The sequence below is a fragment of the Streptomyces sp. NPDC005811 genome, assembly GCF_040630405.1.
Taxonomy (GTDB): domain Bacteria; phylum Actinomycetota; class Actinomycetes; order Streptomycetales; family Streptomycetaceae; genus Streptomyces.
In genome coordinates, this window is sequence record NZ_JBEXXK010000030.1 from 19,447 (window position 1) to 38,135 (window position 18,689).

Here is an 18,689-nt window from a genome sequence, read left to right on the forward strand (position 1 = left end):
GCCCTCAGGCGAAGTCGTCGCCGCCGCCCGCTCGGGCCCGGCGCACCTGCCAGACGACGATCAGCCAGGCCAGCAGCAGCCAGCCGACTCCGACCGCCGCCTCGGCGAGCAGGTGACCGGCCCAGGGCTCCCCGGCCATGCCGCTCCGGACGGCGAGCAGCCCGTTGCGCACGGGCAGGACGGCGCCGAGGGCATCGACCCAGGGCAGGCGGCCGGACGGGAGCAGCACCCCGCTGGCGAGGAGCACGAGGTAGGCCAGCAGGTTGCCCGCGAGACCGTCGGCGCGCCGTCCGACGGCCAGGGCGGCGCCGGCCAGCCCGGCCGCGCTGGTCGTCCACGCCATCAGGAGGTAGACCGGCAGCCAGGGCAGCAGCGCGGGCAGGATGGCGGTGAGCCCGGTCAGGGGCGTCACGACGATCATGGCAACGACGCAGTAGAGCAGTCCGAGCCCGGTGTAGGGCAGCGAGCGCACGAGGAAGACGGGGAAGGCCGGGATCCGTCCGCCGCGGATCCGGTAGAAGGTGCCGCACCACTTGTCGAGCATGGGGACGTCCATCACCGCCACCGCCCCCGACAGGGTCAGGATGACGGCGAGGGAGCCGGTGAACGCGAAGGCCGGATCGGCGAGGCCGATGACCCTGCCCAGGACGGTGAAGAACAGGCACTGCAGGACGGCGCGCGGGAGCAGGGCCGTCAGCACGATGACGGGCGGGTTCTCGACGCGGAACTCCCACCAGCCGAAGCGCGCCACCACGGAGTACCGCCACAGCGTCTCAGACCAGTTCAAGGGTCCCCTCCTTGCGTGCGCGGTCCACGACCCGGACGAACGAGGCGATCGCCAGGGCGAAGTAGCCGGCGGTCAGCGCGGCGAGCGTGCCGAGCGCACCGAGGTCGACGTGTCCGGCGGCCGTGTCGGCCAGGAACTCCTGCGCCCAGCGCAAGCTGATCAGCGTGGAGATCCAGTTGACGGAGGCGGGGAGCAGGTCGGAGGGGACGAGGAGGCCGCCCAGCAGGAACACCGGGTACATGAGGGCCGCGGACACCTGGAGGCCGTAGTGGGTGAGCAGCAGCACGCAGGCCAGCAGCATGCCGAGCGCCGCCCCGGAGACGATGGTGACGGCACTGCCGAGAAGCAGCCACCCGGGATGGGCGAGGGAGACCCGCACACCGGTGAGGAGGAGGGTCACGGTCACGGACGCGGCGATGACGGCGACCCCCCGCAGGGTGGCGCCGAGGCATTTTCCGAGGAGGACCAGGAAGCCGGGGCGCACACTGGTGACGCTGGCGGCGAGCGTGCCGTAGTGGAGTTCGAGGCGGAGGATGCCCCCCGCCACCCAGACGGTGCTGGCCCACAGCGAGGTGAGGAGCACACCGATCGTCCACCGGGTCACGGTCTCGGCCGGCTGGGCGGACCGTGAGCCGACGGTGACCAGGATGAGCACGACGGGCTGGACGACGCCGATGACGAGACCGAGGTGGTTCCCGCTCATCTCCCGGATCTGCATCCGGGCACAGGTCCACAGGACCCAGGCGGTGCCCGCGATACGGCTAGCCATGGCGCGTCCCCCCGAGTTCGAACCGGGCGTAGGCGTCCTCCAGGCGCAGCGGTGCCACGTCCATGCCGAGGATCTCGCTGCTGTCGACTAGGCCGCTGAGCCGGCCGAGCGCCTCGGCGCCCCAGTCGCGGACCCTGAGCCGGGCGGTCCAGACAGACCCCTCGGTGGTGACCTCGTCGACGACGAGGCAGTCCTCGTCGCCGGCGGTCGCGTCGCGGGCGGGCGCGGGGCCCCGGCCGCGCACCGTGACGGTGGCGGTGTATCCGGCGGTCTTCGCGAACTCGGGGACGGTCATGGAGTCGATGACCTGGCCGCCGTCGAGGAGGACCACCCGTCCGGCGAGCCGTTCGATGTCGAGCAGGTAGTGGCTGGTGAGGAGGACGGACACGCCCTCGTCGCGCAGTCCGGCGACGACGGTGCGGACCCGCTCGGCCTCGACCGGGTCGAGGCCGACCGTGGGTTCGTCGAGCAACAGCAGCCGGGGCCGTGCCACGAGGCCGATGGCCAGGTGCAGGCGCTGCTTCATGCCCTTGGAGTACGTCTGCACGGGCCGGTCGGCGGCTTCGGCCAGGCCCGCCTCGGCCAGCGCCCCGTCCACCCGTGCGGCGAGTCCGCGACGGCCGTGGCCGCCGAGCATGGTGAAGAAGACGAGGTTCTCCCGCCCGGTGAGCCGCCGGTACAGGCCCCGGTCGCCGCCGAAGACCGCGACAGTGCTGCGCCGGACGGCGTTCACGTCCCGGACGACGTCGTGACCGAAGACCCGGACGGTGCCGCTGGTGGGCAGCAGGAGGGTGCTGATGATCTGGGTGAGGGTGGTCTTGCCGGCGCCGTTGCCGCCGAGCAGGCCGACCACCTCGCCCTCGTCGATGTGGAAGGAGACCTTGCTCAGCGCGGTGACCTCTTTGCCCTTGTCGCGGAACACTCTGCCGAGGTTCTCGATCTCCACGGTGGGTCGGGACATGTCGGTGCCTCCCTGTGCTCAGTGCCCGGCCGGACGGCCGTCGGTGCGCCAGGCGCAGACGACGGAGGGGCGCGGCACCCCGCTGTCCGGCCATGTGGAGGCGGGCCTGTCGTAGCTGGAGCCGTCGACCTCGCCGGGGTGCTGGATGGCGGCGAAGACGGTGCGGCCGTCGGGCGTGATGTACGGGCCGCACACCTCGGCGCCCACCGGGGCGCTGAGGAACCGGCGCACGCGTCCTGCCTCGGGGCCCGACAGCGCGGTGGCGTACAGGCCGTCGTTGGCATCCAGAGCGTAGGCCGAGTCGGTGGCGATCCAGAGGTTGCCGGACCGGTCGAAGGTGAGGTTGTCCGGCGAGGAGATCGACGAGACGCCGTTCTTGTCCCCGCCCATGAAGTACGTGGTGGGGTCGGCGGGGTCACCGCAGACGATCGGCAGGGTCCAGCCGAAGGTCTCGGTGCTATGGTCCCCGCCGTCCTCGGTGATCTCCAGGATGTGGCCGTGCTTGTTGACGGTCCGGGGGTTGGCCTCGTCCGCGCCGGCGTACCCGGCGGCTCCGCGGCGGGTGTTGTTGGTCAGCGAGGCGTACACCTTGCCGGTGACCGGGCTGGTCTCGACGTCCTCGGGGCGGTCCATCTTGGTCGCCCCGGCGCGGTCGGCGGCTTCCCGGGTGTAGATCAGCACCTCTTCGAGGGTCATGCCGGGGACCATGGAGCGGCCGTTCTTCACCAGCGGGATCCAGCGGCCCCGGCCGTCGAAGGAGCCGTCGGAGGGCAGGGTCCCGCTGCCGTCGATCTCGCCGGGGCTGCTCGCCGAGAGTTCGGCGGCGTACAGGGAACCCGACTCCAGGAGCGTCCTGTTGTGCGCGCGGGCGCGGGCCGAGAGGCCGGGGTCGTAGGTGCGGTCGGAGACGAACTTGTAGAGGTACTCGAACCGGTCGTCGTCGCCCATGTAGGCGACGACGCGGCCGTCGGGGGCGATGGTGACGGTGGCGCCCTCGTGCTTGATGCGGCCCAGCGCGGTGTGCTTGCGCGGCGTGGCCGTGGGGTCGTACGGATCGAGCTCGACGACCCAGCCGAAGCGGTGCACTTCGTTCGGGTGCCTGGCGAGGTCGAGGCGCTCATCCACTCGGGACCAGCCGCGGGTGGTCATGGGCGACTTCACGTCGACGCCGTAGCGGGCCAGTCTGGGCTTGAGCTCCTCGGGGGCCTGGGCGCCGTTGCTGAAGCAGTAGTTGAAGTTCTCCTCGCCCGATAGGACGGTGCCCCACGGGGTGACGCCGCCAGCGCAGTTGGCGAGGGTTCCCCACACGGTGCGTCCGCGGGGGTCCTCGGCGGTGCGCAGCAGCGGGTGCCCGGCGGCCGGACCGGTGACGGTGAAGCGCGTGGTGAAGCGGGTGACCCGGCGGTTGTGGCGGCGGGCGCCCTCGCGGACCAGGCGCCAGCGGCCGGACCCGCAATCCCGCCGGATCTCCACAACAGACATGCCGGAGGCCTCGACGGTCGCCCGGACCTCCTCCTCGGACAGCGCGTCCAGACTGGTGAAGCCGGAGAACATCAGTTCGGGATTGGTGTACTCGTGGTTGCACACCAGCAGGGCGCGGTCGCCGCGATCGTCGCCGGGCAGCGGAAGCACGGCGACGTAGTCGTTGTTGTAGCCGAAGGTCCGGGCCTGCGCGGCGGCGGTGAGCCGGGCCGGGTCGAGCGGCCGACTGCCGGGGGTGACGGGGTCGCCCCAGGATACGACGACGGCGTGCTCGTACCCTTCCGGGACCTTGACCGTGTCCTCACGGGTGGGGGCCACCGGCGGGAACGACGGAGCGCGGGTCCCCGTGCCGGGGGCGCCCGCGACCTCCGTGCCCGTGCCCGCCGTACCGGCCCCGCTGCTGGCCGCGGCGGGACCGGCCGCGAGGCCGCCCGCGGTGACTCCGAGGACCAGGGCGCCCGCGCCGCGCAGGGCGCCGCGGCGGCTCACCCCCTCGGCCACCACGTCACCGAAGTACGGGTTGCCCGACGTGTTGGGCGCGGGGTGGGCGCAGGCGTTGCCGCACCGGTACAGGCAGGTCATCGCGGAACGCCCGCGGTGCTCCCCCAGGAGCGGCAGGAAACGTGGTTCTGCCATGGCCAAGGCAGCTCTCCCTCACGAGGCACGAAGCTGGGTGTCATCGGCGGACTGCGAGAAGGGCAGTGCCGGAGTCCCCATGGAAGGCCAGGTCACAGGGCTGGTCAACGAGGGCGGCAACTTGTGGCCACGGTCGTGGGGGGCTCCGGGCCCGGACCCACGATGGGCCAGATCACCCGTCCGCACGAAGAAGGAGGGTCCCGTGCCGGAAGCAGATCTGCGCGCTTATCTCGAACAGCATCTTCCGCACTACATGGTGCCTGCAGTGATCGTCGAACTCGACGAAATGCCCCTGACGCCCAACAAGAAGGTCGACACCAAGGCGCTCCCCGAGCCGCTGACGAGCGAGGCCGCGTCCAGCCCGGTGGTCGCGCCGCGCGACGAGGTCGAGCGCTCCGTGATCGCGATCTGGAGCGAGGTGCTGGGCCAGGAGAACATCGGGGCCAAGGACCACTTCTTCCGGCTGGGCGGCAACTCGTTCCACCTGGTGCGCGTGGTCGCCCGGCTGCGCGACGTCCACGGCGTGGCCCTGTCGTCACGCGCCTTCTTCGAGCGGCCCACCGTCGAGGCGCTGGCCGCCCAGGTACGGGAGGCGCTGCATGCGGGGGAGGCCTCCCAATGACGCCGTCACGCCGCGGCCGCGACGGGCGGCACGGGCCGGTGGCACCGTCGGTCACGGAGCACGGACCGGTGCGCCGCCCCTGCGCACGCGCCGTCCGGCTCGAGCGGGAAGGCGGGACCGTCCGATGAGCACACGGCGCTGGCTGTCCCTCGGGCAGGAACGGATCTGGCTGATGGAACAGCTAAATCCGGGCACGAACGTGGACCACATCGTGGTCGCGTACGAGACGCACGGCCCGCTGGACGAGAAGGCCTTCGGGAACGCGCTCGCCGCCCTGGCCGACCGCCACGCACCCCTGCGCAGCGCGGTGCGCGGCGTGGAAGGGGTGCCGCACGCGGTGGTGCACGACGGATACGTCCCGGAGCTGACCTTCCTGCCGGTCGCCTCGGCGCAGGAGGCGCTGGAACACGCCGCGCGGGACGTGCGCCGGCCCTTCGACCTCGGGGAGCCGGGACTGCTGCGTTCCACCCTGTACGAGGTGTCTCCCGAACACCACCTGATCGTGATGACGCTGCACCACATCGTCGGCGACGGCTGGTCGGTGGGGGTGCTCACCCGGGAGCTGGGCGAGGCGTACGCGGCTCTCGCCGAGGGCCGCGACTGGACCCCGGAGCCGCTTCCGACCGACTACGGCGCCTGGGTGGAGGACGAGGCCGCCACCGACTGGGAGCCCTCGCTGGCCTACTGGCGCAAGGAGCTCCAGGACGCCCCGCCGGTGCTCGGCATGCCCCTCGACCGGGCTCGCCCGTCCCGCCTGTCCTACCGCGCCCACCAGGCGGACGGCACGCTGAGCGCCGACGACAGGGCCGCGCTGTCGGCCTTCGCGCGGCAGCACCGGGTTTCTCCCACGATGGTGCTGCTGTCCGCGTGGGCGGCGGCCCTCTACCGGCACAGCGGGCAGAGGGACCTTGTGGTGGGCATGCCGGTGTCGGGCCGGGACGCCCCGGAACTGACTGGCCTGATCGGCCTGTTCATGAACGCCCTGCCGATCCGGGTACGGCTGGAGCCAGGAATTTCCTTCGCCGATGTGCTGCGCCGGGTGCGCGGCACCGTCACCGAAGGCCTGCAGCATCGAAAGCTGCCGTTCGCCAAGCTCGTCGCCGCTCTGCAGCCCGAGCGGAACCCGACGTACGCCCCCGTCTTTCAGACCGTCTTCAACCACGGCTCCTCCGGTGACGGGCTGGTGCTGCCCGGCGTGCGCGTGGCACCGGTCCAGGTCGGCGCGGTGACCTCGGCCGTCGACCTCGAACTGATTGTGGTCGACAGCGCCGACGGCGAGACCACCCGGCTCACGGTCGTCTGCGCGGCCGACGTCTTCGCGCCGGAGACGGCCGACCTGCTGCTGCGCCACGTCCGCGAGCTGCTCCGGCACGCCCTCCGGGCCCCGGGGACCGCCGTGGACCGGCTGGAGCTGGCCGGGGACGAGGAGATGGAGCGGACGTCCGCCCTCTGCGCGCCCCCCGCCGTTGAGGTCCCCGCTGTCGACGGGGTGCTCGAACTGTTCGAGCGACGGGTCGCCGAGCGCCCGGACGCCGTGGCCGTGATATCGGTGGGCCGCGACCTGACCTACACCGAGCTCGACCGGGCGGCCGCCCGGATGGCGACGGCCATGGCCGATGAGGGAGTGGGCCGGGGCGACGTGGTGGCCCTGTACCTGGACCGCTCGGTGGACATGCTGTTGTCGATGCTCGCTGCCTGGAAGATCGGCGCCGCCTACCTGCCGGTGGATCCCGGCTACCCCCGCAAGCGCGCCGAGTTCGTCCTCGCCGACTCGGGGGCCTCCCTGGTGGTCGCCACGGAACGGGGTGCGGCGGACCTGCCGGACACGGACCTGCCGGTGGTGGTCGTCGAGGAGGCGCTGGCCGGACCGGACGCACCCGCCGCGGCACAGACGACGAGCGGGGAGGACCCCGCGTACGTGATCTACACCTCGGGTTCGACGGGCCTGCCGAAGGGCGTGCTCGTGCCGCACCGGGCCGTGGTCAACTTCCTCGCCTCGATGGCCGTCGAACCGGGCCTGACCGGCGACGACGTCATGCTGGCGCTCACCAGTCCGTCGTTCGACATCGCGGTCCTGGAGCTCTTCCTGCCGCTGACGGTGGGGGCCCGGGTGGTGATCGCAAGCCCCGGGGATGCCCGCGACCCCGAGGCGCTGGCGGCCCTGATCTGCGGCCAGGGGGTCACTACCGTTCAGGCGACGCCCATCACCTGGCGGCACCTGGTGCCCGAACTGGCCGGCGGCCCCCGCGTCCGCCGGGCCCTGTGCGGCGGCGAGGCTGTGAGCCGGGACCTGGCCGACAGCCTGTGCGAGGTGGCCGACACCGTGTGGAACATGTATGGCCCCACAGAGACGACCGTGTGGTCCCTCTGCGCACAGATCGCCCCCGGCGCACCGGGCGAGTCCGTCCCGATCGGCCGGCCCATCGCCAACACCACGGCCTTCGTGATGGACGACGAGCTGCGCGCCCAGCCGGCCGGAGTCGTCGGCGAACTGTGCATCGGCGGTCACGGCGTGGCCCTGGGCTACCTGGGCCGTGCCGAGCTGACCGCCGAACGGTTCCCCGGCGGGCGGCTGTACCGGACCGGTGACCTGGTCCGGATGCGGCCGGACGGCACCTTCGAGTTCCTAGGCCGCGCCGACGGCCAGGTCAAGGTGCGCGGTCACCGGATCGAACTGGAGGAGATCGGAGCGGTCCTGCGGCGCCATCCGCGGGTGAAGGACGCGGTCGTGGTGACCCGCGCCGACCCCACGGGCGGCCGGCAGCTGGTGGCCTATGTAATCGAGAGGAAGTAGCAGCGGTATGACGTCAACGTTCCGGCCCCGCAGCGGTGTCGAGGCCGAACTGGGTGAGATCTGGAGCGAGCTGCTCGGACACTCCGACTTCGGCGTGCACGACAGCTTCCTCCGCGTCGGCGGGACCTCCTTCGCCGCCGTCCGGCTCCTGGCGCGCCTCAACAGCGCCTTCGGGTACGACATCCCGCTAGCCGAACTGGTCCGCAGCCCCACAGTGGCGGACCTGGCCATGCTGCTGCGGGGCAGCGCGACCCCCGGACCGGCCGTGCTCGTCCCGATCGACGCCGCAGGCGACCGGCCGCCCCTGTTCTGCCTGCACCCGATCGGCGGGAACGTGTCCCGCTACGTCGCCCTGGCCCAGGCCCTGGGCGACGAGCAGCCGGTGTACGGACTGCAGTCGATCGGGCTCAGCGACGGTTCGTCGGCCGTGGCGGACATCGAGGAGATGGCCGCTTCCTACGTCGAGGAGATCGTCCGGCTCCGGCCCAAGGGGCCGCACCAGCTGCTGGGCTACTCGATGGGCGGCATCCTCGCCCACACGTGCGCCCGCCTGCTGTTCGAACGGACCGGGGAGCAGCCCTTCCTCGCGGTCGTCGACACCGACGTGCGGAACCCCGCCCCCCTCGACCCGTGGGACGAGGTGGTCCGGATCGTGCTGAAGGCGGACCGCTCCGACGTGGACGGTTCGGTGCTGCGCGGCGCGGACCGGGACACGGCAGTGCGCACCCTGCACCGGCTGTGCGTGGAGAGGGACGTCCTCAGCGCTGGCTTCCCCGTGGAGCGCCTCGGCGACATCTTCGACACGGTCTGGGCGAACCTCGAAGCCGTACGGTCCTTCTCGCCCGTGCCGTACCCGGGCGAGATGGTGCTCTTCTGCTGCGGGGAGGAATCGGACCTGGGCTGGGGCCCGTACGCGGGCGGGATCCGGACCCATGTCCTGGAAAGCGGCCACTTCGGGGTGATGGAACTCGAGGGGGCCACCGCGCTCGCCGCCGCCCTGCGCGAACTGCTGGCCGGCCGGGAGTGAGGACGCGGTGCTGAACCGGTCCTACGCGGGCCTTGAGGTCCTGCCCCGCCACGTGCACCGGGTGACGGAGGCCGAGCTGGTCGCGTTCGCCGACGCGGTCGGTGAACGGCATCCCGCCTGCCGGTGCGCGGCGGCCGCGGCCCGGCTCGGCCATCCCGCGGTGCTCGCCGTGCCGACGTACACCGGTGCGTTGGCGCTCCGGGCGGAACGGGTCCTCTTCGACGACCCGGCCTTCGGCGCGGACCCCGCGTCGCTGCGCCACCGCGAGTCGCGCATCACCGCGCACCGGCCGGTGTACGCGGGGGACCTGCTCACCTGTGCGGTCCGGGTGTCCTCGATCGAACGGGTCGGGACGAGCGAACTGCTGGTCACGGAGGTGACGGTGCGGGCCGGGACGGAACCGGTGGCCCTGGTGCGCAACACCGTCGTGACGACCGGCTCCTGACTGCCCGGCGCCGCACGCGAGGAGGTCGCGTGCGGCGCGGGACGGTCTCAGTCGATCTCGTCAAGGGCGACCCGTCGGCCCTCGCGCAGCGAGACCTGTACGGCGGCCACCGCGCGCATCGCGTCCAGCGCGGCCTCGGGCGGGCAGGGGTTCTCGCCGGTCCCCCGACACAGGCGGAGGAAGTCGGTCATCTCCGCCGCGTAAGCGGGCGCGAAGCGGTCCAGGAACCCCCAGTGGCCGTCCGCTGGGGCCGGTGCCCGCCGCGCGCCGTCCAGCAGGGCCAGCGGAGTGCGGTCCGTCAGCCCGGCGGCGGCGGAGCCCTTCGTACCGAGCAGCTCGACGCGGTGGTCGTAGCCGTGCGGGTCGGTCCGGCTCGCGGTCAGCACTCCGCGGGTCCCGCCCTCCAGCGTGAGCAGCACGGTCAGCACGTCGTGGTCGCCCAGCTCCGCGTAGGGCCCCTCGGTGAGCACGGCTCCGTCCGCGTACACCTCGGTGATCCGCTGGCCGGCGAGCCAGGGCACGGCGTCCAGGTCGTGCACCACGCAGTCGGCGGCCATCCCGCCCGAGACGGCGAGGTAGGAGGCGGGCGGCGGCTCCGCGTCGAAGGCGGTGGCCCGCACCATCAGGACGTCGCCGAGGTCGCCCGCGGCGACGGCTGCGCGCATCCGGACGTAGCCGGGGTCGCGCCGCCGCTGAAAGCCGATCTGCACACGGGCGCCGGTCCGCCGTACCAGTGCCGTCACCCGGTGGGCCTCGGCGAGCGTGGTGGCGACCGGCTTCTCGCAGAAGACCGCGAGGCCGTGCTCGACCCCCTCGGCGATCAGGCCGGGGTGGGTGTGCGAGGGGGTGGCGACCACCAGGCCGTCGCGGACCGCGAGCGCGTCCGCGACGCCGTGCGCCACCCGGGCCCCGATCCGGGCGGCGAGGGCCTCGGCGGCGGCCGTGTCGGAATCGTGGACGACCAGGTCGAGGCCCGGCTCGGCGTCCAGGAGGTTGGCGGCGTGCAGGGAGCCGATGCGCCCCGCTCCCAGTACTGCGATCTGTGTCATCCCCAAAGCGTGCGAGGCCGCCCCGACGGCCCACCGCGCCCTGGCAGCTAACTGCCAGCCCGCTCGGCCGCCGCGTGACCAGGCCGAAGCTGTTGCTCCATTCAGCCAACGGCCGGGACAGATCTCGCAGGAGTATGGACATGATCGTCAGCGGAAAAGAGCGCAGACTGCGTAGGCTGTTCTCTCCGTTCTCCGGGCGCAGCGTCATGCTGCCCATCGACCAGCCCGTGTCCCTCGGACCGATCCGGGGGATCACCGACCTTCACAAGGCGCTTCCGACGCTCCTGGCCGGTGAGCCGGACGCCGTCATCGCCCATCGGGGCGTCCTCCAGCGCATACCGGCCGAGCTGGCAGACAGCACGAGCCTGGTCATGCACCTCTCCGCTGGCACCGACCTGTCCGGCCGCGGCTACGACAAGACCCTGACCGGCACGGTCGCCGAGGCGGTCCGGCTCGGTGCCGACGCCGTCTCCGTCCAGGTCACCTTCGGCACGGTCGAGGAGAAGGCGATGCTCACCGACCTGGCCGCGATCGCCGGCCAGTGCGCTCGGTGGGACGTCCCCCTGCTGACGATGGTGTACGTGCGCGGCGCGGACCCGGTGGCCGAGCCGGGCAAGGTCGCGCACGGCGCCCGGGTCGCCGCCGAACTTGGCGCCGACGTCGTCAAGGTGCAGTACACCGGGAGCGAAGAGTCCTTCGCGTCCGTCGTCGACGGCTGCTTCGTGCCCGTGGTCGTCGCCGGTGGCGAGCGCACCGGCGACAAGGACTCCCTGCACGCCACCGTCGCCGACGCTCTCCGGGCCGGTGCCGCGGGCGTCTGCGTCGGCCGCAAGGTCTTCCAGCACGACGACCCGCAGCGCGTACTCACCGAGCTGCGGGCGGCCGTCCACTCCGATTCCACCCCGCTCCCCTACTCCGAGGATGTTCCGACCCATGTCTAACGCAGACGGCCCCATTCCGATCTGGTGCGACCTCTCCCACCTCGGCGAGTCCACGCCCGACCGTCTCACCCACGTCCTCCAGACGCCCGCCGAGGGCGTGCTCCTGAGCCCCGGCCAGGTCCCGTCGACCATGCTGCCGGAACGGGTGTGCACCGCGGTGCTCGTCCAGGAACCGGCCGAGCTGGAGGGGTTGGACGCCCAGCGTCCGCTGACCGTCATCTCCAAGGACCTCGGCACGCTGGGCCGGCTGCCCGCGGCCTGGCGGCGCGGCCTGTGGATCGAGGTCGAGGACGCCGACAGCATGAACGCGGCGGTCGCCGCGCTGGGCCTGGTGGACGTGCTCGTCGTCAGCTTCTCCGACGAGACCAACATCCCGCTCGAACTGATCATCGCCGAGGCGCAGCACCACGAGACCACGGTCATCAAGCGGGTGCGGTCCCTGAACGACGCCCTGGTGACCCGCGGCGTCCTCCAGCACGGTCCGGAGGCCATGCTGCTCCGCGTCGACTCCCCGGGGGACGTGGCCGCGCTCGGAAACGCCTTCGCCGCGTTCCACACGGAGCAGCTGGACCTGGTGGCCGCCGAGGTCACCGACGTGCGCTCCATCGGCATGGGGGTGCGGGGCTGCGTGGACACGGCGGACCTCTTCGAGCCGGACGAGGGCATGCTCGTCGGCTCGACCTCCTCGGGCGGCCTGCTGGTCTGTGCCGAGGTGCACTACCTGCCGTACATGAACCTGCGTCCCTTCCGGGTCAACGCGGGCGCCTCGCACTCCTACCTGTGGACGCCGGGCGGCCGCACCGCCTACATCACGGACCTGCGCGCCGGCGAGCCGGTGCTCGCGGTCAATACCTCCGGCCGGGCCCGCCCGGTCGTGGTCGGCCGGGTCAAGAGCGAGGTCCGCCCGCTGCGTCTGATCGAGTGCCGGATCGGCGACTCCACGATCAACACCATCGTGCAGGACGACTGGCACGTGCGGCTCTTCGACGCCGAGGGCAAGGTCCGCAACTGCACCACGATCATGCCGGGCGACCGGATGATGGCGGTCGCCGCCAAGCCGGGCCGCCACGTGGGCATCTCCGTTTCCGAAACGATCGTGGAGGTCTGACGCCCCATGAGCGCTACCATCCTCGACCGGGTCATCGAACTGCTGGAGCAGCGCGACTCCGTCACCGAGACGGTCACCCCGGAGATCGGCCTGGCCGACCTGGGAGTGGACTCCATCGACCTCGTCTACCTTTTGACCAGCTTCGAGCGGAGCGACGACGCCGACTTCGAGGACACGGACTTCGACCTCGGCCGGTATGGGACCGTGAGCGACCTGGCAGGCACCATCGCGACCCGGATCAATGGCTGACCGGGTTCAGGCCGCCCCGGTCCGGCCGGTCTTCGACCCGGAGCTGTCGCTGGGCTGGCGCACCGGCCCGCTGGACGGCCTCAGCTGCCTGCTGCGATGCGCCGAATCGGTCCTGCGGGCTCAGGGCTTCGGCCCGCTGGACGTGGCCCGCGCACTGGCCCAGCCGCTCGACCTGAGCGGCGGCCGGCGCGAGTCGGGCCGGTTCCGGTCCGGCCGCCTGCGGTGGCGCAACGCCGTCGATGGACGCGAGCACTGGGCGGAGCTGGAGCGCCTGGTCGCGGACGGGACCCCGGTCATCCTGATGCCCGACCGCTTCTACTGGCCCGGGGACGAGTTCGAGGGCAAGCGGCATTTCCTGGACCACATGGTGCTGGTCGTCGGGTGCGCCGGATCGCGGCTCGTGGCCCTCGACACCGACGCACCGGCCGAGGACGGCTACGTCCGGCACATCAAGATCACGCCGGAGGTGAAGCGCGGCGCCTGCCGGTTCGCCACCGTCCACTTCGACGCCCCGAACGACACCGCCGAGTTGCTGCGAACCACGCTCCTGGAGCCGATGGCCCGCTGGACCGCCGACGACCTGGCGGCCCTGGGCGGCTTCGCCGCGCGGTGGGAGCGCGAAGGCCTGAGCGGACCGACGGCCCGCGCGCTGCACGTCCTGGTCCTGGGCGAGCTGCAGCCCGCGCTGTTCCTGACCTCCCTGTCGGTCCAGGACACGGCGCCGGCCGTCGCGGACGCCTCGAAGGCGGCGGCCGCCGCGGCCCAGCGCCTGGGCATGGCGCTGCTGGGCGCCCACCGGTTCGCCGGCGAGCGGGCGGAGGACTCCTCGGTCTACGGGCCGGTGCTGCCCGCCTTCGACTCCGTCCGGACCGCCCTTGCCCGCCTCGTGACCACCACCCACACCGAACTGGGGCTGACCCCCACCCCGCCGGGCCGGCCCGACGACCGGCTGTGGCACCGCGTCGAGCGGATGCGCGACTGGTGCTTCGCCGATGCAGTGGCCCCGCCCACCACCGCGACCTCCGAGGGAGACAACCGATGAGCGACACCGCCCCTCCGCTCGCGCTGAGCGGATCGAAGGACCTGCTGGCGCGGGCCGCCCGGGTCGACGCAACGCTGGCGTACTCCGGCTACGTCCTGCAGCGCGACCGGCTCGTGGACGGCGAGTACCCCGTCTTCGCCGAGCGCGCCTCCGGCGCGTACGTGTGGGACGTCGACGGCAACAAGTACCTCGACTTCATCCTCGCCTACGGCACGATCATCCTCGGCCACGCCGATCCGGTGGTCTCCGAGGCCGTCGGCAAGGAGATCCGGGAGGGGTTCGCCGTCACCCTGCGCAAGCGGGTGCAGGTCGAGCTCGCCGAGCTGCTCACCTCCGTCGTACCGGGCGCCGAGCGGGTGTTCCTGCTCAAGAGCGGATCGGACGCGACCAGCGCGGCGGTCCGGGTCAGCCGGGCGCACACCGGCCGGCAGCGGGTGATCCGCTGGGGCTACAACGGCTGGCACGACTGGTGCGCCAACCGTCCGGGCGGGGTCCCGGAAGAGGCGCAGCAGGTGGTCGGCACCTTCACCTACAACGATCTGGACAGCCTGCGGGCGGAGTTCGAGGCCCACCCGGGCGAGATCGCCTGCCTCCTGATGATGCCGTTCGAGGTGGAACCGCCAGCCGAGGGCTTCCTGCAGACCGCCGCCGACCTCGCGCACGAGCACGGGGCGCTGTTCGTCCTGGACGAGATGCGCTCCGGCTTCCGGATGAGCCTGGGCGGCGCCCAGGAGAAGTACGGCGTCGCGGCCGACCTCGTCACCTTCAGCAAGGCCATAGCAAACGGCTACCCGATCTCCGCCCTGGTCGGCACCGAGCGGGTCATGCGCACCGTTGGCGAGGTCCACATCGGCTCCACCTTCCACGTCAACGGCGCCGAGATGGCCGCGGCCGTCGCCACCATCACCCAACTGCGCGACACGCCCGTCCTCAAGCACGTGGAGGTCCTCGGCGAACAGTTCCAGGAGGGGCTGCGCGCCCAGGTCGCTGCCTCCGTGCTCGACGCTGAGGTGGTGGGCGTGCCGCAGATGCCGTTCCTGCGCTTCACCCACCCCGACGAGGACCTGCGCGCCCGCGTCCAGGACGCCTTCTACACGGAGACCGTGCGCCGCGGCGTACTGCTCCACCCCAACCACCACTGGTACGTGTGCGGGGCCATGACCGAGGAGGACATCAGGAAGGCCCTCGACGCCACGGCGGCCGGGTTCCGGGCGGCGGAGGCCGCCGTGCGCCGTGGCTGACACCACGGCACTGGTCCGGGCCGCGCTGGCCGCCCGGACCGTGCCCGCGGACGTGGACGGGCTCACCGACGAGGAGCCGCTGAAGAGCCTGGGACTGGACTCGGTGGCGCTGATCGCGCTCACCGCCGAACTCCAGCAGAAGACCGGCGTGGTGATCGATGACGAGGTGCTCTTTGCCCCGGACGTCTCCGTCGCTGCGCTCGCGCTGGCCGTCGCCGAAGCGGTCGGCCCGGCCGCCGGAGAGGAGGAACCCGCCGCGCACGACCCGGTCCCGGACGGGACGGCGACCGTCGAGGTCGTCGGCCTCGGCGTCGTCGGGCCCACGGGCCACGGTGCCAGCGAGCTGTGGCAGTCGCTGCTGGCGGGCCGCGCACACCGGGTGCCGGTGCCCTACGGGACGGCGAGCAGCCACCGGGTCGGGGTGGTCCCCGGTTCGCGGGACGAGGAGATCACCTCGCCCGACCGACTGTTCAGCCTGCTGTACGCCGTCGCCGAGGAAGCCCTCGGTGACGCCCAGGTCCAGGACCGCACCCGGGTCCACCTGGTGGTCGGCACCACCGACACCGGGGGCAACGCTCTGGCCAAGGCCCTGGAGGCGGGGCCGCCGCCCACGGGTTCGGCCTTCGTGGGCACCCTGGCCCGCCGGGCCGCGGCCGCCCTCGGCCTCGGCGGTACGGCCACCGTCATCGGCAGCGCATCGGCCTCCGGCGCGGTGGCGCTGGGACACGCCTGGGACCTGCTGCGCGCCGGCGAGGCCGACGAGGTGCTGGTGATCGGAGCCGACACCGTCTCCGAGTCGGGCTTCCACGGTCTGGCATCCCTGCGCACGCTCAGCCCGCAGGGCTGCCGCCCCTTCAGCTCCGAACGGCGCGGCATCGCCGTCTCGGAAGCTGCCGCCGCCCTGCTGCTGCGCCGGGCGGGCACGGGCGCGGGCCACCCGGCGCACGGCCGGCTGGTGGGTTACGGCGCGTCGAGCCTGACCACGCACCTGGCCGCCCCCGAGGCGCGCGGCATCGAGGTGGCCGTCCTCCGGGCGATCGCCGACGCCGGGATCGACGCCGCACAGGTGTCGTTCGTCAACATGCACGGCCCCGGCACCAAACGCGGTGACGTGGCCGAGGTCGAGGCCCTGCGCGCCGTCTTCGGGGACCGGCTGTCCCGGCTGCCGCTGAACAGCTCCAAGGGCGTGCTGTGGCACTGCCAGGGGGCTGCCGGGATTATCGAGTCGCAGGTGTGCCTGCTGTCGCTGGCCCACGGCACGCTCACCCCGACGACCGGCGCGGAGCCCGCCGACGAGCTGTTCGCCGACCTCGACATCGTCCGCGAACCGCGCGAGTTCCCGGCCCGGTACGCGCTGTCCGTCTCCTGCGGTCTGGGTGGCGTCAACACTGCACTCGTATGGGAGCGAGCATGACCGTCATCAGCCCGGTGCGCGCCGCCCGCATCGCCGGGAGCGCCACCGCCGAATTCGACCTCGCCCCGCACTGGCGCGAGCGTGGCCGGGGCCGGGCGGGATGGGAGCACGCCCCGGCCCTGACCAGAGAGCTGTCCGGTGCGTTCACCGCCGCGATCGCGCGCGCGGTGGAGCACGCCGGCGGCCTCGAAGACCCCGCCGAGACCGAGATCGCGGCGGCCACCTGGTACGGCACCTCGCACGTGGCCGAGGTGATGCACGAGCAACTGCGCGAGGCGGGCCCCAAGTGGCTCGACCCCGAGCAGTTCCTCTTCTACTCGCCGCACTCGCTGGTGTCGGCCGCCGCGCTGGCGCTGGGGCTCGGCGGGGCGGGGTCCACCCTCATGGGCCCGGACGCGGAACTCCAGGCGCTGACCCACGCGATGCGGCGGATCCGCACCGGCCGGGCCGCGGAGGTGATCGTCGCGGAGTACGAGGCACTGACCCCGTTCGCCGCTGTGACGTGCGCCGACGGTCCGGAGCTGCCGGACGGCGAGACCCTGCCGAAGGGCCGGGCCACGGCGCTGGTGCTCCGCCCGGACGGCCCGGCCCCCGGCCGGGCGGAGACCGGGGGCCGGGCGCGTGCGTTCGGCGACGTCCACCGCGGCGTGGACGCGGCTGAGGTGAAACAGCTGGCCGACCGGCACGCCGCCGACGTCCTGCACGCGGCACCGGGACTGCTGCGGGCCCTCGCCGGGGCGGACGGGCCGACCCTCGTGGTCTCCCGCCCCGGCGAGGACGGACGCCGCGACGCGATGGTGGTGCTGTGAACCCCGCCGCCGAGCTGAGCGCACGGATCGAGGGCCTGGCCGCTGCTGCCCCCGACTGCCCGGCAGTGGTGTCGGCGGAGGCCTCCGTCACGTACGCCGAACTGGCCCGGCGCGCCCGGCGACAGGCGGAGCGGTGGCGGACGGAAGGCGGCTCCGGCCGTCAGGACCTGGTGGCCGACGACCCGGTGACGGTGGCCGTGGCCCTCGTGGCCGCCGCCACCCGCGGTGCGGGTCTGCTACTGCTCGATGCGGAGGGCCGCCCCGCGGAGCACGAGCGGGCCCGCGCCCTCTTCCGGGGCGCACCGCCAACCGCCACGCCGGGCCTCGGGCTGACCACGTCCGGGGTGGACGGGCCGCCCAAGTGCGTCGAGCGTCCCTGGGCTGCGGTGGCGGCCAACTCCGCCGCCTTCGCCGCCGCCCTGGGCCTGCGCGAGGGCGAGACCGTTCTGTGCACCACGCCGCCGCACCACAGCTACGCCGTGTGCGGCGGCATCGTCACGGCCTTGACGGCCGGGGCCACCTACGTGGGCGTGCCCCGGCGCACCGGCCCCCGGGCGCTCGCGGCAGCCGTGGACGCGCACCGGGTGGACGTCCTGCTCTCCGTACCGCTGCTCTACCAGTGGTACGCGGCCGGGCTGCCGACGCGCCACGCCCCGCGCCTGTGCGTGTCGGCGGGGTCCCCGCTCACACCCGGCCACCGGTCGGCATGGGAGCGCGGCGTCGGCTGGCGGCTCGTCGAGCACTTCGGGACGTCCGAGTACGGGATGCTCACCGTCGACACCACGGGCCGCCCAGACTCGGTCGGACCGGCGGTGGACGGCGTCCGCGTCTCCGTGGAGCCGGTCGGACACCGTCACGGCGACGAGGTCGTCGTGACGGTGTCCGGCGCCCCCGCCCGGCTCCTCCACGCCGACGGGCGGGCCGAGCTCCTGGACGGCCCGCGCCGCACCGGCGACCTGGGCACCGTGGACCCGGCCGGGCACCTGTCCCTGCTCGGGCGAGTGGGCGGCGTCATCAACGTCGCCGGGAACAAGGTCTCCGCCACCGAGGTGGAGGCCGTGGTAAGCGCTCATCCCTCTGTCCGCGAGTGCGCCCTGGTTGGTGACTCCTCGGTGCCGGGCGCCACGCGCCTGTGCCTGTTCGTGGAGGTCGACGGGGTGCTCGACCGCCAGGCGCTGCACCGGCACCTGGCGGCCACGCTGGCGCCGTACAAGGTCCCGCAGGCGGTGTACGAGGTGGAGGCGCTGCCGCGTAGCGCGGCCGGCAAGGTGCTCCGCTCGGAACTGCTGCGCCTGGTGCTCTGACGGCGGGGC

Annotated in this window: 17 protein-coding genes; 12 read left to right on the plus strand and 5 right to left on the minus strand. The window is 73.0% G+C overall.

Features of this window, described 5'->3' with window-relative positions:
* Positions 1-4 precede the first annotated feature (4 nt).
* Genes ABZ490_RS29325 through ABZ490_RS29340 form a run of 4 tightly spaced genes read right to left on the minus strand, consistent with a single transcriptional unit; the run spans position 5 to position 4,635 of the window.
* The gene (locus ABZ490_RS29325; protein ID WP_358996255.1) at positions 5-787 is read right to left on the minus strand and encodes an ABC transporter permease; all 783 of its coding nucleotides are present in this window, start codon (positions 785-787) and stop codon (positions 5-7) included.
* Positions 774-1,556, minus strand: a complete 783-nt coding sequence (locus ABZ490_RS29330) for an ABC transporter permease (protein WP_358996258.1) — start codon at positions 1,554-1,556, stop codon at positions 774-776. The genes ABZ490_RS29325 and ABZ490_RS29330 overlap by 14 nt, the downstream gene beginning before the upstream one ends.
* Positions 1,549-2,517 (minus strand): ABC transporter ATP-binding protein, encoded by a 969-nt coding sequence (locus ABZ490_RS29335; RefSeq protein WP_358996261.1) that lies wholly within the window; start codon positions 2,515-2,517, stop codon positions 1,549-1,551. The genes ABZ490_RS29330 and ABZ490_RS29335 overlap by 8 nt, the downstream gene beginning before the upstream one ends.
* An 18-nt stretch (positions 2,518-2,535) precedes the next feature.
* The gene (locus tag ABZ490_RS29340) at positions 2,536-4,635 is read right to left on the minus strand and encodes a PhoX family phosphatase (protein WP_358996264.1); all 2,100 of its coding nucleotides are present in this window, start codon (positions 4,633-4,635) and stop codon (positions 2,536-2,538) included.
* A 202-nt stretch (positions 4,636-4,837) separates the two neighbouring features.
* Between ABZ490_RS29340 and ABZ490_RS29345 the strand changes: the two genes are divergently transcribed.
* The 4 genes from ABZ490_RS29345 (at position 4,838) to ABZ490_RS29360 (ending at position 9,523) form a co-directional block, all read left to right on the plus strand.
* Entirely contained in the window at positions 4,838-5,257 is a 420-nt protein-coding gene (locus ABZ490_RS29345; RefSeq protein ID WP_358996267.1) for a phosphopantetheine-binding protein, read from the plus strand.
* Between the two features lie 124 nt (positions 5,258-5,381).
* Positions 5,382-8,051 carry an amino acid adenylation domain-containing protein gene (locus ABZ490_RS29350; RefSeq protein ID WP_358996270.1) on the plus strand — a complete coding sequence of 890 codons (2,670 nt, stop codon included), beginning with the start codon at positions 5,382-5,384 and terminating at the stop codon, positions 8,049-8,051.
* A gap of 7 nt (positions 8,052-8,058) precedes the next feature.
* Entirely contained in the window at positions 8,059-9,078 is a 1,020-nt protein-coding gene (locus ABZ490_RS29355) for a thioesterase domain-containing protein (RefSeq protein WP_358996273.1), read from the plus strand.
* Positions 9,079-9,085: 7 nt separating this feature from the next.
* On the plus strand, positions 9,086-9,523 hold the full coding sequence (locus ABZ490_RS29360; RefSeq protein WP_358996276.1) for a MaoC family dehydratase N-terminal domain-containing protein: 438 nt from the start codon (positions 9,086-9,088) through the stop codon (positions 9,521-9,523).
* 47 nt (positions 9,524-9,570) lie between these two features.
* On the opposite strand, the gene ABZ490_RS29365 is transcribed toward ABZ490_RS29360, so the two are convergent.
* Positions 9,571-10,572, minus strand: a complete 1,002-nt coding sequence (locus ABZ490_RS29365) for a Gfo/Idh/MocA family oxidoreductase (RefSeq protein WP_358996279.1) — start codon at positions 10,570-10,572, stop codon at positions 9,571-9,573.
* Positions 10,573-10,712: 140 nt separating this feature from the next.
* On the opposite strand from ABZ490_RS29365, the gene ABZ490_RS29370 reads away from it, so the two are divergent.
* From ABZ490_RS29370 to ABZ490_RS29405, 8 genes are read left to right on the plus strand one after another with little or no spacing between them, the layout of a single operon-like run.
* Positions 10,713-11,513 carry a 2-amino-3,7-dideoxy-D-threo-hept-6-ulosonate synthase gene (locus ABZ490_RS29370; RefSeq protein WP_358996283.1) on the plus strand — a complete coding sequence of 267 codons (801 nt, stop codon included), beginning with the start codon at positions 10,713-10,715 and terminating at the stop codon, positions 11,511-11,513.
* Positions 11,506-12,621, plus strand: coding sequence for a 3-dehydroquinate synthase II (locus ABZ490_RS29375; RefSeq protein WP_358996286.1), 1,116 nt, complete (start codon positions 11,506-11,508; stop codon positions 12,619-12,621). Before ABZ490_RS29370 ends, ABZ490_RS29375 begins: the two co-directional genes overlap by 8 nt.
* 6 nt (positions 12,622-12,627) lie before the next feature.
* Positions 12,628-12,870, plus strand: coding sequence for a phosphopantetheine-binding protein (locus ABZ490_RS29380; RefSeq protein ID WP_358996288.1), 243 nt, complete (start codon positions 12,628-12,630; stop codon positions 12,868-12,870).
* Positions 12,863-13,912, plus strand: coding sequence for a hypothetical protein (locus ABZ490_RS29385; RefSeq protein WP_358996291.1), 1,050 nt, complete (start codon positions 12,863-12,865; stop codon positions 13,910-13,912). The genes ABZ490_RS29380 and ABZ490_RS29385 overlap by 8 nt, the downstream gene beginning before the upstream one ends.
* Positions 13,909-15,153: an aminotransferase class III-fold pyridoxal phosphate-dependent enzyme gene (locus ABZ490_RS29390; protein ID WP_358996294.1), complete on the plus strand. Its 1,245-nt coding sequence runs from the start codon at positions 13,909-13,911 to the stop codon at positions 15,151-15,153. The genes ABZ490_RS29385 and ABZ490_RS29390 overlap by 4 nt, the downstream gene beginning before the upstream one ends.
* Positions 15,146-16,567 (plus strand): beta-ketoacyl synthase N-terminal-like domain-containing protein, encoded by a 1,422-nt coding sequence (locus tag ABZ490_RS29395; protein ID WP_358996297.1) that lies wholly within the window; start codon positions 15,146-15,148, stop codon positions 16,565-16,567. Before ABZ490_RS29390 ends, ABZ490_RS29395 begins: the two co-directional genes overlap by 8 nt.
* Complete coding sequence (locus ABZ490_RS29400; protein WP_358996300.1) at positions 16,564-17,376, plus strand: hypothetical protein; 813 nt, start codon at positions 16,564-16,566, stop codon at positions 17,374-17,376. Before ABZ490_RS29395 ends, ABZ490_RS29400 begins: the two co-directional genes overlap by 4 nt.
* Complete coding sequence (locus ABZ490_RS29405) at positions 17,373-18,680, plus strand: fatty acid--CoA ligase family protein (protein WP_358996303.1); 1,308 nt, start codon at positions 17,373-17,375, stop codon at positions 18,678-18,680. Before ABZ490_RS29400 ends, ABZ490_RS29405 begins: the two co-directional genes overlap by 4 nt.
* Positions 18,681-18,689: the final 9 nt, after the last annotated feature.

Bases quoted from the DNA above. Each gene is read 5' to 3' on its own strand.
- ABZ490_RS29330 (WP_358996258.1), bottom strand. From the start codon at position 1,556: ATGGCTAGCCGTATCGCGGGCACCGCCTGGGTCCTGTGGACCTGTGCC.
- ABZ490_RS29335 (WP_358996261.1), bottom strand. From the start codon at position 2,517: ATGTCCCGACCCACCGTGGAGATCGAGAACCTCGGCAGAGTGTTCCGC.
- ABZ490_RS29340 (WP_358996264.1), bottom strand. From the start codon at position 4,635: ATGGCAGAACCACGTTTCCTGCCGCTCCTGGGGGAGCACCGCGGGCGT.
- ABZ490_RS29350 (WP_358996270.1), top strand. From the start codon at position 5,382: ATGAGCACACGGCGCTGGCTGTCCCTCGGGCAGGAACGGATCTGGCTG.
- ABZ490_RS29355 (WP_358996273.1), top strand. From the start codon at position 8,059: ATGACGTCAACGTTCCGGCCCCGCAGCGGTGTCGAGGCCGAACTGGGT.
- ABZ490_RS29365 (WP_358996279.1), bottom strand. From the start codon at position 10,572: ATGACACAGATCGCAGTACTGGGAGCGGGGCGCATCGGCTCCCTGCAC.
- ABZ490_RS29370 (WP_358996283.1), top strand. From the start codon at position 10,713: ATGATCGTCAGCGGAAAAGAGCGCAGACTGCGTAGGCTGTTCTCTCCG.
- ABZ490_RS29375 (WP_358996286.1), top strand. From the start codon at position 11,506: ATGTCTAACGCAGACGGCCCCATTCCGATCTGGTGCGACCTCTCCCAC.
- ABZ490_RS29380 (WP_358996288.1), top strand. From the start codon at position 12,628: ATGAGCGCTACCATCCTCGACCGGGTCATCGAACTGCTGGAGCAGCGC.
- ABZ490_RS29385 (WP_358996291.1), top strand. From the start codon at position 12,863: ATGGCTGACCGGGTTCAGGCCGCCCCGGTCCGGCCGGTCTTCGACCCG.
- ABZ490_RS29390 (WP_358996294.1), top strand. From the start codon at position 13,909: ATGAGCGACACCGCCCCTCCGCTCGCGCTGAGCGGATCGAAGGACCTG.
- ABZ490_RS29400 (WP_358996300.1), top strand. From the start codon at position 16,564: ATGACCGTCATCAGCCCGGTGCGCGCCGCCCGCATCGCCGGGAGCGCC.